Below are 15,003 nucleotides of genomic sequence, written 5' to 3'. Positions count from 1 at the left end.
GAACCTCAACGCCGCGCCCGACGGAACCTCAGCGCCGTGCGTGACGGATCTTCAGCCGTCCGAACCCCATGGTCCCGGAGATCCGGATCCTCGGCCCGCCGGGGCGGGAACTGCGCGGGGCCCGGTACCGCGTGTCCTTCCACCCGGTGTGCAGCGCCTCGTACTCGACGATCGCGTCGCGCGGCACCGTGATCTTCGCCCGGCCGGTGCCGAGCTGCAGCTCGATGTCGACCACCGGATACTCGATGACCGCCCGCGACAGGTCCAGACGCACCCTTGCGAACGCGGACTCGACCTTGAGGAACCGAGGTACCCGCCATGCCCCGCTGCGCTTGATCCGGCCGCCGGCCGCGGCGATCGTGGACGTGGTGCCCGCGTCCTCCTCCGGCAGCGAGGCCAGCGCCGCCACGAGCTCGCCGTGCGTGGTGACGGTGAGCACCCGGTGCAGGCGTTCGTCCAGATCCTCGTGCGAGAGGTGACCTTCGGCGTACGCCTCCCGCAGGCGCCGCACGGCCGTGTCACGGTCCTCTTCGCCGATCAGCGGCGGCCGGTCGTCCGGCAGAGCGGTCACCCTTGCACCCTACTGCCGGCCCGGCGACGGGCACACGATCCGGTGCGCCCCGCCGGACACCCCCGACACCGGCCGCCTCCGGCCACAGGCCCTAGTACACGCCGCCGAATATCGCCTTGCCCTCGGCTGCCGCCCTGGCGAAGAACGGAACGAGGTCGTCGAAGTCCCGCTCCTCGGCCTCGGCGTTCCAGTGGGTCGCTGCGGCTCGGCTCGTCCAGTGTTCGCCGGCCAACCCCGCTGCGACCTGCCCGACCTCGTGCGGGCTCAGGAAGTGCGCGGGACCGTAGCCGAACTCGAACCCCTCGAGGGTGGAGCAGTTCTCGCCCGTGGCCCGCGCCAGCCAGGGGTACGCCGTGTGCCACTTCGGGGTGCCCTTCTCGGCTCCGGACCGGCCTTCGGCCATCTCCGACAGCAGGCGGTAGTCGTAGTGGAAGCAGTCTCCGGTCGGGTGGACGCCGGAAGCCAGGGGCTCCGGGACGTCGTCCTCGAAGAACAGGGCACCGGCCAACTCCGGTTGCTCCTGGACCGCGGACAGCAGCACGGGGTCGACTTTTACGAGGGCGAGCCACATGGACATGCGGTGACGTCCTTTCCAGGCCCCTCGGCGGGGCGCAGCACAGTGAGGTGGTCGGCACTGTAACGAGGGGTGCTGACAGTGGTGCGGCGGGACCAGGGCGGGGCTGGGCCGGCTGGTCGGGTCATGCCGGCGTCGGGCCGCGCAGCACCTCGGCGCCGCCGACGTCCGCGGCACGCCCTGAGGAACCTCACCGAAGGAACTCGCGTGCGCCGCGCAGCCTGGTACGCAGCCGCTCCTGCGTCGCGCCGCTGTCGAGCCGTACGTCGAGGGCCCCGGGCAGGCCGGACCCGGCTCGTCGCCCGGCGGGCAGCCGCGCACCGTCGAGGCCGTCGCGCCGGGCGATCAGCACACCGAGGTCGTGGCGGCTCAGGGCGTCCGGCCCGGCGAGGTGGAACATCCCGGCCGTGTCGGACAGCGCGATCTCCCACAGGGCGGCGGCCAGGTCGTCGACATGGACCGGGCAGCGGATGTCGTCGGTGAACAGGGCCCCCTCGCGGGTGCCGTCGGCCAGGGCGTGCACCAAGCGCTCGTGCACGGACCGGCCGTGTCCGACGATCAGCGAGGTCCGGGTGACGGCGGCGGCCGGCACCAGCAGCCGCACCGCCGTCTCGGCAGCGGCCTTCGCGGCGCCGTACGGGGTGAGCGGATCGGGCGGGCAGCTCTCGTCGTAGCGGACGCGCGCACCGGAGAACACCGCGTCGCTGGAGACGTGGACCAGGCGGCAGCCCTGCTCGGCTGCGGCCAGCGCCACGCGGACGGCGCCGTCGGCGGTGACCGCCCAGTCGGCGCCGCCGCTCGACACGTTGACCACGACCGAGGGGGCAACGCCGGCGATCACCGCGACGACCCGCGCGGGATCGCGGACGTCGAGCGGATGCCAGGCCACACCGTGGAAGGCGCTGCCGGGCCGGGACGCGAACGTCGCGGACGTCTGCCGCCCCGCGGCGGCGGCCTGGCGGATCAGCGCGGCGCCCAGGAAACCGCTGCCCCCGATGATCAGGACTGTCATGGACCGACACGGTAGCGAGCACACCGTCACCGCGCCCTCGTCGCTGCGGCGTCCGCTGTGCGCCAGGGGGCCGCGCGGGCCTGCGTGCCGTGTGACCTTCCGGCACCGTGGGCAGGTCGCCTTCCGGTCAGAAGGAGCGTCATTCACCGGCACCGCTGTGCAGGTTGCGTGAAAGGCTGGGTAGGAGGCTTGTCCAGGCGGACGATGGACAGGAGTCGAAGTGGACTGGGGTCGGTTCGCGCAGCAGATGGCCTCGATGGCGCGTGATCTGCTGGCGCAGGATTCGGTCGACGACACGCTGGAGCGGATCACGGCATCGGCCACCGAACTGGTCGACGGCTGCGACGCGGCCGGCATTCTCGTACGGCACGCCGCGAAGGTGCAGACCCTCGCCCCCACCGGCCAGCTCGTCGTCGACAGCGACCGGCTCCAGGAACAGCTCGGCGAAGGACCCTGCTTCGACGCCGCCCGCAGCGCGCGCGGAGAACGGCTCTTCCGTATCGCCGACCTCACCGGCGAGCACCAGCGCTGGCCCGCCTACGCCCCCAGGGCCCACTCGCTCGGCGTGGGCAGCATGATGGGCTTCCTGCTGTTCACCGAGGACGAGAACCTCGGCGCGCTGAACCTCTACTCCCGCAAGCCCGGCGCGTTCACCGAGGCCAGCGAGACCGCCGGCTGGCTGCTCGCCTCCCACGCCGCGGTCGCCCTCTCCAGCGCCCGCACCCACGCCCAGATGGAACAGGCCATCGCCACCCGGCACGCCATCGGCGAGGCCATGGGCATCCTCATGGGCCGCCACCACATCACCGAGGAGCAGGCCTTCGACGTGCTGCGCCGCTACTCGCAGGAGAACAACGTCAAACTCCGCGAAGTCGCCCACCAGGTCTGCGCAGGCGGCGGCCTGCCATGACGTGCGAGTCGGCCTGCCGTGACGGTGGGAGGCCGACTCCCGTAAGTGCGGGAGACTGCCTGCCTCCCTGCCGGCCGGCACCCGGCCCTCGTGCTGCCGCCGGGCCGCCGGCAGGTCATCGGCCGGTGAAGTGCGCTTCGCGGTAGTCGTCGAGCCGGTCGAGGACCAGCAGCAGGAGGCCGCGAAGCAGGCTGTCGTGCCGGCCGCTCGAGGCCGGCCCGCCCTGTTCGCCGATCGTCCGGGCCCGGGCGATCGGTTCCGCGGGATCGGCGCCGGCCAGCGCGCGGACCAGCGCGTGCCGCACGGCGTCCAGCAGCGGGCCCGGGCCCTCGCAGGCGTGAGCGTCACCGGGGACGGCCGCCGCCGCCCGGCCCGGGGCCTGCAGCTGTGCGGTGAGACAGTGCAGGGGAGCCGCGGTGCGTTCGGCCAGCTGGATGCGGTGTCCGACCTCGTCGAGCGCGGCGGCCGAACGACGGTGCGTCACACTCCAGCGCAGCGCCCGCCGGGCCCGGTCCAGATCCCGCCCGAGGTCATGGGGCTGCTGCCACAGGCCCCCCGCCTGCCCGGCCTCCTGCCGAAGCGGGGCCCGGCCGGGGTGGCGGACCGGCTCCGCCAGCAGACGGTCGAGGCGGTCGCGGTAGGCGTCGAGCCGGCCGGACAGCAGACGGCAGGGGTCGGGAGGCCACAGCAGGGGGCCCAGGAGGATGACCACCGCGATCCCGACCAGATTCTCCAGAACGCGCTGCTCCGGATAGCCGGAGACGGGCACACCGAAGACGAGCACGGCGCTGACGAGCACCTGCTGGCTGGGAGCACCGTCGATACGCACCAGGAGACTGGCGAGGTATCCGGCGCTCACCACGACGGCGAGGGAGAGCGTGGACACGGGAAGCCAGCGCAGGGCGACCGCCGCGATACCCACCCCCAGCAGGACACTGGCCAGACGGTAGAGCCCCAGCCGCGGGGCCCACAGCGGGATCCCGGACAGGGTGAACACCGCAGGCAGCACAGCGGCGATGGGGGCACTGTTGATGCCCAGCTCGACCGACAGGTACCACGACAGCGTGGCGCACAGCACCATCCGGGCCCCGCCCCGCACCTCCTGCACGCTCAACCGGCGCAGCCCGCCGGGCACCGGACGGCCGAGGCGGCCCGGGACGCTCACCGCCGACGGCAACGCGCAGCCCCGCCCGCAGCCCCATCCCTGTACGGCGGCACGAGCACACTCTCCTCCCACAGGCGATGAGACCCGACCAGATTACGAGCCGCCCGCACGCCCGCGGGTCTGTGCGGAACGTGTCTCCCGCCCTCCCTCAACGTGCCGGCCGGCGGCCGTCTACGCTCGTCCACCGGCGCGGCACGGATCGCGCCGGACGGTTTCACCACGGGGGAGTTGCGGTGCGCGCGGGGTTGATCGGGCTGTGGCGGTGGACGGCGTGGGGCGGGATCGGGCTGAGCCTGTACGCGGGCTGGCTGACGGCCGACGACCTCCGCGACCGCGCGTCCAGCGAGCGCGACATCAGCGCGGCGTGCGGCGGGCTCGTGTCGGGGGCCGCGGTGATGGACCTGCAGGGCGGGATGGTCCGGGCGAAGGCCAGCGACTACGACGAGTACCGGATCGACAGCCGCGAACCGCACAGTTCCTGCACCGTCTACAAGGTGCCCGGCCCCGGAAAGACCACGGGCCTGTTCACGCTGGTGGTGCGGCGCAGCGACGCCTCCGAGCCGATGAACTGGATCGGTGACGACAGCGAACTCGAGCCGTTCTACGACACCGACCCCGACACCGACGGCACCGAGAAGGGCGATGTCACGGCGGTCGCCGACCGGCGCCCCGAAGCGTGGCCGGTGGGCGACGGCACCCTGGGCCGGTACGGGGACTGGTACACGACCGTCCGCGCCGAGTGCGGACCGGGCAGCCGCGCGACGGCCCCCGAGCTGCTGAACGTCACCGCCCGCGCCGACTACGACGACGTCTCCGCAGCCGACCGCGAACGCCTCGCCCGCCTCGCCCGCACCGCCGCCGAGGCGGCAGCCGGCCAGATCGGCTGCAAGGCCCGGCTGGCCGCCCTGCCCGCCCGCCGGCTCGCCTCCGTGCCGGTCGCTCTTCGCCCCGCGAAGACGGCCGGCGGCTCCTGCAGCTGGTTCGCCGCACACCTCACGCAGCAGGGACAGGACCGGCTGCCCGACCGCGCCCTCGCGGTACCCGTCCGCGACGCCAACCCCCTCGAAGGCTGCCTTCTGGCGGTCGGCCCCGACCAGGTGGGCCGGATCGCCGACGGCCTCGACGACGACCAGCGCGACTACGCCCGCAGCGCGCTCACCCACTCGCCCTGGTGGCTGCGCACCGCCTCCTACTTCGGCCCGGAGGCGCACACCGTGGGATACGAACTCCTCGGTGCCGAGGACGCGGTCATCGAAGCGGGAACGGCCGGACACGCCGACGGAGCGTGGTGGGCCTCCTCCGTCTGCGACGGCAGGCCCGCCCTGCACACCCTCAGTTCCAGCTACACCTACGACGACATCCTCGGCTCCCGGCGGCTGAACACCCTGTTCCGCGCCTACGTCGACGACATCACCAAGCGGCGCGGCTGCACCGGCGTGACCTACCCGGACGCGAAGGACTTCCGCAACCTCTGACGCCCCTGAGCACGGCACCGCCGGCCGGGGACGTCACCCCGGCACAGCAGGACCGGCGGCCGACGAGGCGGGCGGGGCGAGGACCGTGGCGACGGCCTCCAGCCGGTCGATGACCAGCCGTCCGAAAGCCCCCGAGGCGGCCGACACGACAATCATGCACAACTCCCTCACCGCGCGGCAGTCGTCGCCGGCACGGCGGTTCGTGCCCTCCCGACCCGAACGTCCGGCCCAACCATCGGCGACCGCGAACCACACGTCAAAGCCCTTTTCCGGGCCCCACCCTCGCCTTCGCCGACGCAGGGGTCGGGACTCGGGCTCAGCCCCCGGACCTAGGTCGGTGACCCGATGTGCGCGCGGCCGGGAACATGTTTGGCTGCTGCCATGACCGAATTCAGCGCGACCGAACGTGCGTACCTGATGTCGCAGCGGTTGGGGCGCCTCGCGACGGTCGACCCGTCGGGGCAGCCGCAGGCCAATCCCGTGGGGTTCTTCCTGCAAGAAGACGGCACGATCCTGATCGGCGGGTTCGCCATGGGACGGACGAAGAAGTGGCGCAACCTGCGCAAGAACCCGAAGGCCGCGCTCGTCGTGGACGACGTCGTGAGCCTGCGGCCCTGGACGGTGCGCGGTGTGGACATCCGAGGAGAGGCCGAACTCCTCGTCGGCCCGCACGAGTTGGGCCCGCACTTCAGCGAGGAGGTGATCCGCGTCCACCCCAGGCGGATCCACAGCTGGGGCCTCCAGGAATAGCCGCAGGGCCGTGAAGTCGGTCGTGGGCGGCGGAGGCTGCTGTTGGTGACCTCGCCGGCGCCACGGGCAGGTCGATCCTTGCCATCCCTGATCTTGCGTGGGTATCCCCGGCTTCACCCGGGGAGGGAAACGCATCCTCGGTCCGGAGGCGCGCAGCGCCGGAGTTCACTGCGTTGTCAGTGGCCCCCGCTAGGTTGATCACACATTGGCCGAAGGGGGTGGGCCGGATGATCCGTGCGTACAGGTTCCTCATGCGGCCCACCGTTCGCCAGACGGCCGCGCTCGCCGCGATGCTGGCCGATCACTGCGCGCTCTGCAACGGAGCGTTGCAGGAACGCCGCGACGCCTGGCGGCACGCCTCGAAGACGAGCGTCAAGTACGGGCAGCAGTCCGCGCAGCTCAGGGAGATCCGTTCCTTCGACCCGGAGCGTCAGGGTCGCTGGTCGTTCTCGTCGCAGCAGGCGACGTTGCGCCGTCTGGACAAGGCGTTCGCCGCGTTCTTCCGCCGGGTCAAGTCCGGCCAGACGCCGGGCTACCCGCGTTTTCGGGGTGTGAACTGGTTCGACACGGTGGACTTCCCCAAGGACGGCGACGGCTGCCGCTGGGACTCCACCCCGCACGACCCCCTCACCCGTGTCCGCTTCCTAGGCGTCGGGCACGTCAAGGTCGACCAGCACCGGCCCGTGGTCGGCAAGGTCAAGACCGTCTCCGTCAAGCGCGAAGGCAAGCGCTGGTATGTGATCCTGGGCGCCGAGCAGTCCCAGCCGGAGCCGCTGCCCAAGACGGGCAGCGTGGTCGGCATCGACCTGGGCATCGCCTGCTTCCTCACCACCTCCAACGGCGAGCACGTCGCCAACCCGCGCCACGGCCGCCGCGCCGCCGCGAAACGCGAAGCCGCACAGCGGGCTCTGTCCCGCTTCCCCCGGGTGCGCCGCGACAAGCGCACCAAGAATCACCAGCGGGCCGTTCAGAAGGTCGCCGACCTGCACCGTAAGGTCCGGTGCCAGCGTCTCGACCACGCACACAAGACCGCCCTCGACCTCGTGCGCGAACACGACTTCATCGCGCACGAAGACCTCAAGATCCGCAATATGGTCAAGGCTCCCGCCCCGAAGCCGGACCCCACGACCCCGGGCAGCTTCCTGCCCAACGGAGCCGCCTCCAAGGCCGGACTCAACCACTCGATCTGCCCGGTGGCCCAGCCGGCTGCCGTGTCGAGGACGTCGAAGACCAGGCCGGCGGTGGTGGTCGGCCATCGATTGGCATCCCCCATTCAGACGGGGAAGGACGTCAGGGTCGGCCCCGCATCGTCAAACGCGCCATGCGCAAGTACCGGCCCGAGGCTCCTGCATCGACCGGACCAGCTGCAAGGCCATCACCGGCATCGGATCCCGGCGCCCCCAGCTCCTTGCAGCCCAACCCAGCCGCATACTTCATCGCCTTGGAACCTTCTTCCCAGTGCCGTGCGGGCACCAGCCTGCCCCGCGTCGGGTGCCGGATACAGGTCGTGGATGCTGGAGCAATGACCGATCCACGCGAGGCAGTCATCGTCCAGTGGCCGGGCCGGCGCCTCCCGGCGGATCGGCTGGCCGAACTGCTGGCGGCCTACCACCTGCGGACCGAGGCCGAGAAGGGCAGCGCCGTCGCGGACGCCGACAAGCTGCCGGACCGCTACCGGACGGAAATCCTCAGCCCGCGGGCCGCGTTCGCCGACGACACCGTGCTGATGGCCCTGAGCGGTGACACGGCCGCAGGCTGCCTCGTCCTGACCGGCCCCGCGGGCGGACGCTCGGAGATCAAAAGACTCTGGACGGACCCGGCGTTCCGCGGCCGCGGCATCGCGTCCGCCCTGATCGGCGCCGCGCTCGCGCACGCGGCGGAGAACGGCGCCGGCACGGTACGGCTGTCGGTGTGGGAATGGCGGACGGCTGCCATCGCCCTGTACGAACGGCTCGGCTTCACCGTCGCCGAGTCGTGGGAGAGCCGGGACCGGCTGGTCTGCATGGAGCGCACCGTGTGAGAGACCACCGCCGCAGGGCGCCCCTTGCCACCGGCAGACCGGACGCCGCCACTCGCACCGAACGCGCGAGACCGCGCCGCCCGTCGTGCAGACCGCGCGGCGCCTGCCGCATCCGTACGCCCGCCCGGCAGGGAACGACAGCAGGGCTTCCGTTTCGTGCATCTCCCGAACCGGGACGGGAGCCCGTCCGGCCGGTTGAGGGGGGCGGGAATGCCGCTGTGGTGGCGGGTGTTGTGCAGGATGTGGTCGTGAGGGGGACAGTGTCCCCGGGCCTCACCTATTGCCTGCGGGGACGATCGTCCGGCTGAAGCCCCGCAGAGCCTTTCGCCGCGAAGGCGACCGCCCCTTCACGACCACACCCTTCGCTCCCGCCCCCGGCTCTGGCCCCGGCTTGAGCCGGCGGGGTCCGGCAAGTCGCCTTCCGGCACAGGACATTGACCGGTGTGAGCAGGCTGCGCGTCTACCTCTGATCTTGCGAGAGTGCCCCGGCCTTCAGGCCGGGCTCTGGGCTGCTCTGACCGCAGCCGTGGGCATGGATCGGCACTGCCTGCCCGCGCCCACGGCTGCCCGCGCTCAGTGCGGGGGCAGCTGCTCGGACCTGCCGGACATCGTCCGGGAAGCCGACGTCGTGGTGGCGGCCGTGGGACGGCCCCGGCTGATCCGGGGTGAGGACATCAAGCCCGGCGCGGTGGTGATCGACGCCGGCTGCAACCCGGGCAACGTGGGCGACGTGGACTTCGGCACCGCCCTCACCCGAGCCCGCCTGATCACCCCGGTGCCCGGCGGCGTCGGCCCGATGACCATCGCCGTCCTGCTCGCACAGACCGTCGACGCCGCCGCGGACCAACTCGGAATCGCGCACCACTGAGCTCTTTCCGCGTGATCGGCACCGCATCACACCGGCCCCCGGAGCCGGTGTGATGGAGGCCATAATTCCTGTCGGCCGATCTTGGAATGCGTGGGCATGTGCCACCGCTGCACTGCTTGTGGGCCTTCCCTGCCCTGGGGGGCGCACCGGGCAACGGTGGCCGGCGCGAATGGCCACAGGAGCAGGACACCTCGTGGTGCCGCCTGCTCCGCCACGATCCGGACCGCCGCCCGCGAAAGGTACTTCCGCTCCATGCCACTGGCCCTGCTGGCCCTTGCCCTCGTCGCGTTCGGTATCGGTACGACCGAGTTCGCCACGATGGGGCTGCTGCCCCAGATCGCCGACGGGGTCGGCGTGTCCGTTCCGCACGCCGGCAACATCGTCTCCGCCTACGCGCTCGGCGTCGTCGTCGGCGCCCCTCTCCTGACGGGCATCGGCGCGCGCATCGCCCACAAACGGCTTCTGCTCCTGCTGTCCGCCCTGTTCGTGATCGGCAACGTCGCGTCCGCCCTCGCACCCGGCTTCGGCCTGCTGTTCGCCGCGCGTTTCCTGGCGGGCCTGCCCCACGGAGCACTGTTCGGCGTGGGCGCCGTCGTGGCCTCCCGGCTGGTCGCCCCCGAACGCGCCGGGCGGGCCGTGTCGAGGATGTTCCTCGGACTCACCATCGCCAACATCATCGGTGTCCCGGCCGGCACCGCTCTCGGACAGCAACTGGGCTGGCGCTACGCCTACTGCGCCGTCGCCGTCATCGGCCTCGTCGCGCTGGCCGCGCTGGCCGCCTTCGTCCCCCACCAGCCCCGCAGCAACCAGGCCGGCATCCGGCACGAACTGCGCGCCATGGGCAACAGGCAGGTCGCCCTCGGCCTGGCCACCGCCGTCGTGGGATTCGGCGGCTTCTTCGCCGTCTACAGCTACCTGGTGCCGATCCTGACCCACCTGACGGGCCTCTCCGACTCCTCGACCACCTGGGTCCTCGCGCTCTACGGCGCCGGTATGACGCTGGGCACGCTCATCGCGGGCCCGCTGACCGACCGCGCCCTGCGCCCGACGCTGTACGGAGGGCTGGCTCTGCTGGGTGCGTCGCTCGTGACGTTCTACTTCACGGTCCACAGCACCGTTCCCGCTCTGGTGACACTCGCCTTCATGGGCGCGATGGGCGCGCTGGTCACCACCCCCGTGCAGATGCTGCTCATGGCCAAGGCGAAGAACGCCCCGACGATGGCGGCGGCCTCCAACCACTCCGCCTTCAACCTGGCCAACGCCGGCGGCGCCTGGCTCGGCGGCCTGGCCATCTCGGCCGGCTGGGGCTGGGCCTCGCCCGCTCTGGTCGGTGCGACCCTGGCCGCCGCCGGCCTCGCCCTCGCGCTCCTCGCCGGTCTCACCGACCGCGGGACCGGGCCCTCCGAACTGATCACGTCATCGGCAGCGGAGACCCCGAACGAGGCCCGGCAGATCCCGACGGCCTGACAACGCGTGCCCGGTGGCGCGGTACCGGGCCACGAGGCCGCAACGAGTCGTGGCCCACGGGGCCGTGAGGCAGGAGGCCCGGCCCCGGTCGCCCGTCACTGGGCCGAGCCGGTGGCCGGGGGCACCTCCGGAACGAAGAACAGCAAGCACATTCCCCTGGAGGGTGGTGCGCGGGAGGCTCCGGAAGCCGTCGCGGTACAGCTCACGGGTGGCCCGGCCGGGCTGTGGCCCGCTGAGGGCGGCCCGGCGGAAGCCGGCAGGCAGCTGTGCCGCAGTGCCTGCGGCACCGGAGCATCGCGCCGGCCGGGAATGAGGCGGCCTGAGGGGTTGTTGCACAGCATGAACCTGACATGCTCCGGTCAATCCGGGGGTGTGGGTGAAAGGAGGACCTCATGGCACGCCACAGCACGCGTCCCGTCGTCACGCTGAAGTCGACGGCCGGGACCGGCGTCACCTACGTGACGCGCAGGAACCGCAGCAACGACCCCGACCGGCTCGTCCTGCGCAAGTACGACCCGCTCGCCGGGAAGCACGTCGCCTTCCGCGAGGAACGCTGAACCACGCTTGCGCCCCGGGCAGGCAGCCACAAGGCAGACAGTCATAAGGAAGGAAACCCCATGAGGCCCCGCATCCATCCCGAATCCCGGCAGGTCGTCTTCCGTGACCGCGCCGCGGACGCCCTCTTCCTCACCCGCTCCACCGCGGCCTCGGCCCGCGGGGGCGGTGCCCAGGGCGACCACCGTGGCCAGAGCCGCGCCGGTCCGCGCCACCGAGGCCAGAAAGGCCGCTTGGTAGATGCCCGTCGAGAAGGCGCAGATCAGCAGCGGACCCATGGCCTTGCGCGCGGTCGGTGCCCGAAATTTCCGCGGACGAATGGTGAACGCCCCGAGGACCAGGCCGCCCGCGAGCAGCCGCCACCCGCCCAGGGCCGCCGGCGTCATGGGACTGGCCGCCAGCACCTGGGCGGGGCCGACAGTGCCCCGCAGCACCGCCGCCGACAGCACCGGAATCGCGCCGGCCGCCGGACTGTTCTTTCGTATGCCCATGACCAGCGAGAGCAGGAAGAAGTGCGCCCATACTTCCTGCTTTCCACATCTAATTCAGCATAGGGTCGATTTTATGGAACTTGATGCAATGGATCGGGTCCTGCTCCGAGAGCTGCAGAACGATGCACGGCAGACCAACCGCGACCTCGCCGGCAAGGCCGGGGTCTCGCCCTCCACGTCGCTGGAGCGGGTGAGACTGCTGCGCGAGCGCGGTGTGATCACCGGCTACCACGCTGCCCTGGACCTCGATACGGCCGGCGTCCCGTCCAGGCGCTCATCTCCGTGCGCATCCGGCCTCCGGCCCGCCCCGTCATCGCGGGGTTCCGGGAATGGGCGGCGCGGCTGCCCGAGGTGATCGGCCTGTTCGTCACCTCGGGTACTCACGACTTCCTCATCCACGTAGCCGTCCCCGATGCGGACGGCGTGTACGCCTTCGTCATCGACCGCCTCACCGAACGCCGTGAAGTCGTCGACGTGCAGACGACTATGGTCTACAAACACGTCCAGCCCCGCTGCATCGAGCCGGCCGGCCCGGACCGGCCCCGCTCGGCACGCAAAGTCCGCTGACCGGCCCCCTCGATGCTCCCCCTCGTGCGTGGTTCACCCACCGGTCGAGCCGGGCACCGACGGGGGGGGGAGAGCCGACAGGGGTCCTGTTGGGATGCGAGGCCGTTCCCCCCGTTGGATGGTGGAGTCATGAACCAGCACCACCAGTCCCATCGGACGATCGAGATCGACACCCGGCTCGTCACGACCGGTGCCGTGCTCACCGCGGCCGGTGCCGCAGTGGCATGCGTCGGCATGGCCATCGGAGCCTTCGCCGTGGTCACGGCAGGTCGGCGCATGATCCGCGACATGGACGTGCCCCCGACCCAGCAGGCGGCCGCGAAGTGGCAGCAGGCCAAGGAGGCGTCCCGAGCGGGCATGCGGGCGTGGCAGTCCGCGTCCGACGTTCAGAACGGATCGCTCGCCCGCTAGACGAGGCGAAGCCGCTCCGCCGGCACCGGGCCCAGGACCCGGCGCCGGCGGAGGGATGCCCGCTGTCCGGGACCATGCGGGTTTCCCACACCCGGATCCGGGCGTGGCCTGAGGCAGGTGTGCATCGGTGAGGGGCTTCAGGGCGCCGCAGGCGCCGAGCCGGTACAGCGGCAGCGGCGCCCACGCCCACTGTGTCGGCCTGACGGGTTGCACACCCGGCGTCGGAGACGAACTGCTCTGCGCAGCCCAGCAGTCCAGCAGCCCAGCAGCCCAGCAGCCCAGCAGCCCAGCAGCCCAGCAGGCCGACGGGGCCGTACCGACGTGAGCGCGGACGATGTCGCCACCGGCCGCCCAGCCCGCTACTGCGGAGCGACCTGCCGCCAACGAGCACATCGCCGCCGCCTCGGACCGGCAACGCCTTCCTAGGCCGGCCACCCGCAGAGCCTCTGAGAACTCCCCGGCGGTACGGACAATTTCTCAGCCTTAGATGCTCACTCATCTGCTGGCGGAAACTGCGCTCACTCCGGTGACAGGTGGTCGTCCCAAGCACTGAGTACGAAGCCGAGCAGGTGCCGATGAGTTTCGATCCAGTCGGTCGGCAGGTCGATGGGCACTCGCACGGTCGCCATTGAGGTGAGATCGTCGTCAACTACAACCTCGGGGCAGTCACGTTGCCCGTTCAGATGGATGAAGACGGAGGGGCCACGCTGGACATGCAACCAGGCGATGTCCTCGCCAGCCTCAGGACGATCCAGAGCCTCTCCCACCACGAGACCAGGCGCGACCGCGGCAATGTGAGATCCACCCGACCGCTCACGGACGGTGTGTCGACGACGATCTCCGCGGCAAGCCCTCCAGCCACACCCGGCAGAGGACCGAGCAACCGTGATGCGAACACAGTTGCCCTCGTCATCACACAGCAGAGCCAGATCCAACTGCTCAGACATCACCAGGTCGCCTCCAGGAAGATGAAGCGATCTTGACGTACGTCCGCTCAGCCGGCCAGTGGTGTGGGACTCCGTCGAGGCATCTCGTTAGGAGTTTCAGTTCCAAGCACGCCCCGATGTCTGGGCTAGACGCTCATGCCATAGCCCAGTTCCTCGGCTCCGATGTGCCAGAAGGAGTTCTCATCGGCCACGGCAGCGGCATCAACCGCCCGGAACCGCCTGAGCAACCCTTCCGTGAGTGCGTCGGCAGCCCGCTCGGCCGCATCCACTATCTCGTCGTCAGAGAGATCATCGCTTGGCCCCTCGTATGCATCGGCCTCAACAGCGGCATCCTCAAACGCGCGATTGAAGGCGACGAACGCCTCAACGCTGGAGTTCACGAGGCGCGGAGCTCTGCCCTCAGGCAAGTCCCACAGTGAGCCGTCGTCCCGCCGTACGCCGAGCGCGCTCAGCCCCGGATCGACCGCCACCAGGGCGTACCGCGCACCGTCCACCGTGCGCTCCGTAAAAGGAAGCGCCTGCCATTCCCCGTCGTAGGGGCAGCGAGCACACCCCGCCAAGAGGGAGGCGAGTTCAGCGTCGTTCATGCCGAGAACCTAGCCCGTACCGCCGGCACCTCACCAAGCCGGTGCGCCTATGCCGTCACCACACCCAATGCAGCGCCGTCGCGCGTCTTGCCACGCGGCCAGCGCCTGCCTATGGAGTCACTGGCCTCAGCCTTCCGTACCCGGCGGACCAGTTCATCCGGTCCGCCACGAGCTGAGAAGGGTCAACATCCCTTCCCGAGTGATCAGGCCGAACGAATCGACAAGTCGGGTCGCGCCGTCGCTGAGCAGGGTCATGGACTTCAGCGAGTCCAGCGGCGTCATCCCAGTAAGCGCATGTTCGGCCGCTTGCGGATCGGGCCCGGCGATCCAGAATCCGCCCGTCCGGTTGCGGAGTCCCGTCAGGGCATCGCGGTACCGGCCAGGGCGACAGCGTGTTCGGGCGAGCAGTCGGACCCACGTCGTCAGCTGTTGGCAGTACCGAGTGGGTGTGAAGGCGGCCGCGCGGCCACTCGGCGGGGGAGGGGTTGGGGCGACAGTCTGCAACGCCCAGCACACGAACTGCGGCAGCGGAGGATGACGCCGACCACGCCGCCAGCGGCCCATGCGGCCCTTCGTACGCGCCACCGGTGACAGCGCGCGGAACGAGAGGAGTCGCGCTCGACCAGTCAACCG

At 71.1% G+C, this 15,003-nt stretch carries 18 protein-coding genes and 4 pseudogenes; 12 read left to right on the top strand and 10 right to left on the bottom strand.

All coding sequences use genetic code 11. The features are described 5' to 3' along the window. Positions 1–28 precede the first annotated feature (28 nt). From OG736_RS00265 to OG736_RS00255, 3 genes are all read right to left on the bottom strand, one after another. On the bottom strand, positions 29–571 hold the full coding sequence (locus tag OG736_RS00265; RefSeq protein ID WP_327180529.1) for a DUF1707 SHOCT-like domain-containing protein: 543 nt from the start codon (positions 569–571) through the stop codon (positions 29–31). 91 nt (positions 572–662) lie between these two features. Then, positions 663–1,148, bottom strand: coding sequence for a hypothetical protein (locus OG736_RS00260; protein WP_327180528.1), 486 nt, complete (start codon positions 1,146–1,148; stop codon positions 663–665). Between the two features lie 187 nt (positions 1,149–1,335). After that, positions 1,336–2,157 (bottom strand): SDR family oxidoreductase, encoded by an 822-nt coding sequence (locus OG736_RS00255; protein WP_327180527.1) that lies wholly within the window; start codon positions 2,155–2,157, stop codon positions 1,336–1,338. 220 nt (positions 2,158–2,377) lie between these two features. Here OG736_RS00255 and OG736_RS00250 point away from each other — a divergent pair, with 220 nt between their 5' ends. Further along, positions 2,378–3,067: a GAF and ANTAR domain-containing protein gene (locus tag OG736_RS00250; protein WP_327180526.1), complete on the top strand. Its 690-nt coding sequence runs from the start codon at positions 2,378–2,380 to the stop codon at positions 3,065–3,067. Positions 3,068–3,182: 115 nt separating this feature from the next. Here the strand turns inward: OG736_RS00250 and OG736_RS00245 are convergent, their stop codons facing one another. Beyond that, on the bottom strand, positions 3,183–4,232 hold the full coding sequence (locus tag OG736_RS00245) for an aromatic acid exporter family protein (RefSeq protein ID WP_327180525.1): 1,050 nt from the start codon (positions 4,230–4,232) through the stop codon (positions 3,183–3,185). Between the two features lie 233 nt (positions 4,233–4,465). Between OG736_RS00245 and OG736_RS00240 the strand changes: the two genes are divergently transcribed. Beyond that, the gene (locus OG736_RS00240; RefSeq protein WP_327180524.1) at positions 4,466–5,707 is read left to right on the top strand and encodes a hypothetical protein; all 1,242 of its coding nucleotides are present in this window, start codon (positions 4,466–4,468) and stop codon (positions 5,705–5,707) included. A 33-nt stretch (positions 5,708–5,740) separates the two neighbouring features. Here the strand turns inward: OG736_RS00240 and OG736_RS00235 are convergent, their stop codons facing one another. Next, positions 5,741–5,863 (bottom strand): hypothetical protein, encoded by a 123-nt coding sequence (locus tag OG736_RS00235; protein WP_327180523.1) that lies wholly within the window; start codon positions 5,861–5,863, stop codon positions 5,741–5,743. A gap of 225 nt (positions 5,864–6,088) precedes the next feature. On the opposite strand from OG736_RS00235, the gene OG736_RS00230 reads away from it, so the two are divergent. From OG736_RS00230 to OG736_RS00200, 7 genes and pseudogenes are all read left to right on the top strand, one after another. Further along, the gene (locus OG736_RS00230) at positions 6,089–6,457 is read left to right on the top strand and encodes a PPOX class F420-dependent oxidoreductase (protein ID WP_327180522.1); all 369 of its coding nucleotides are present in this window, start codon (positions 6,089–6,091) and stop codon (positions 6,455–6,457) included. Between the two features lie 227 nt (positions 6,458–6,684). Further along, on the top strand, positions 6,685–7,983 hold the full coding sequence (locus tag OG736_RS00225; RefSeq protein WP_327187475.1) for an RNA-guided endonuclease InsQ/TnpB family protein: 1,299 nt from the start codon (positions 6,685–6,687) through the stop codon (positions 7,981–7,983). Next, positions 7,980–8,477, top strand: a complete 498-nt coding sequence (locus tag OG736_RS00220) for a GNAT family N-acetyltransferase (protein WP_327180521.1) — start codon at positions 7,980–7,982, stop codon at positions 8,475–8,477. Before OG736_RS00225 ends, OG736_RS00220 begins: the two co-directional genes overlap by 4 nt. Positions 8,478–8,976: 499 nt before the next feature. Next, positions 8,977–9,345 (top strand): annotated as a pseudogene (locus OG736_RS00215) (bifunctional 5,10-methylene-tetrahydrofolate dehydrogenase/5,10-methylene-tetrahydrofolate cyclohydrolase); the annotation flags it as partial. Positions 9,346–9,597: 252 nt separating this feature from the next. Then, complete coding sequence (locus OG736_RS00210; protein WP_327180519.1) at positions 9,598–10,812, top strand: MFS transporter; 1,215 nt, start codon at positions 9,598–9,600, stop codon at positions 10,810–10,812. Between the two features lie 392 nt (positions 10,813–11,204). Further along, the gene (gene rpmG, locus OG736_RS00205; RefSeq protein WP_327180518.1) at positions 11,205–11,369 is read left to right on the top strand and encodes a 50S ribosomal protein L33; all 165 of its coding nucleotides are present in this window, start codon (positions 11,205–11,207) and stop codon (positions 11,367–11,369) included. Between the two features lie 60 nt (positions 11,370–11,429). Further along, positions 11,430–11,522: pseudogene (locus OG736_RS00200) on the top strand (type B 50S ribosomal protein L31); the annotation flags it as partial. A 33-nt stretch (positions 11,523–11,555) separates the two neighbouring features. On the opposite strand, the pseudogene OG736_RS47145 reads toward OG736_RS00200, so the two are convergent. Beyond that, positions 11,556–11,858: pseudogene (locus OG736_RS47145) on the bottom strand (EamA family transporter); the annotation flags it as partial. Between OG736_RS47145 and OG736_RS00195 the strand changes: the two are divergent. The 3 genes from OG736_RS00195 (at position 11,752) to OG736_RS00185 (ending at position 12,836) form a co-directional block, all read left to right on the top strand. After that, positions 11,752–12,213 carry an Lrp/AsnC family transcriptional regulator gene (locus OG736_RS00195; protein ID WP_442817148.1) on the top strand — a complete coding sequence of 154 codons (462 nt, stop codon included), beginning with the start codon at positions 11,752–11,754 and terminating at the stop codon, positions 12,211–12,213. The pseudogene OG736_RS47145 and the gene OG736_RS00195 overlap by 107 nt on opposite strands. After that, positions 12,141–12,425, top strand: coding sequence for an Lrp/AsnC ligand binding domain-containing protein (locus tag OG736_RS00190; RefSeq protein WP_327180516.1), 285 nt, complete (start codon positions 12,141–12,143; stop codon positions 12,423–12,425). Before OG736_RS00195 ends, OG736_RS00190 begins: the two co-directional genes overlap by 73 nt. 129 nt (positions 12,426–12,554) lie before the next feature. Further along, a complete protein-coding gene (locus tag OG736_RS00185) occupies positions 12,555–12,836 on the top strand; it encodes a hypothetical protein (protein ID WP_327180515.1) in 282 nt (93 codons plus the stop codon). A 518-nt stretch (positions 12,837–13,354) separates the two neighbouring features. Here the strand turns inward: OG736_RS00185 and OG736_RS00180 are convergent. The 4 genes and pseudogenes from OG736_RS00180 to OG736_RS00170 all read right to left on the bottom strand — a co-directional run. Beyond that, positions 13,355–13,603, bottom strand: a complete 249-nt coding sequence (locus OG736_RS00180; protein WP_327180514.1) for a DUF5959 family protein — start codon at positions 13,601–13,603, stop codon at positions 13,355–13,357. Then, positions 13,516–13,749, bottom strand: a complete 234-nt coding sequence (locus tag OG736_RS47140) for a DUF5959 family protein (RefSeq protein ID WP_442816984.1) — start codon at positions 13,747–13,749, stop codon at positions 13,516–13,518. Before OG736_RS47140 ends, OG736_RS00180 begins: the two co-directional genes overlap by 88 nt. Before the next feature lie 159 nt (positions 13,750–13,908). Continuing rightward, the gene (locus OG736_RS00175) at positions 13,909–14,370 is read right to left on the bottom strand and encodes an SUKH-4 family immunity protein (protein ID WP_327180513.1); all 462 of its coding nucleotides are present in this window, start codon (positions 14,368–14,370) and stop codon (positions 13,909–13,911) included. Between the two features lie 47 nt (positions 14,371–14,417). Next, positions 14,418–14,774, bottom strand: a pseudogene (locus OG736_RS00170) (integrase); the annotation flags it as partial. Between the last annotated feature and the right edge of the window lie 229 nt (positions 14,775–15,003).

The sequence above is a fragment of the Streptomyces sp. NBC_01334 genome (assembly GCF_035983595.1).
Taxonomy (GTDB): Bacteria; Actinomycetota; Actinomycetes; order Streptomycetales; family Streptomycetaceae; genus Streptomyces; species Streptomyces coriariae.
Note: the sequence above shows the minus strand (reverse complement) of the source record. Positions and strands in the feature narration are given on the sequence as shown.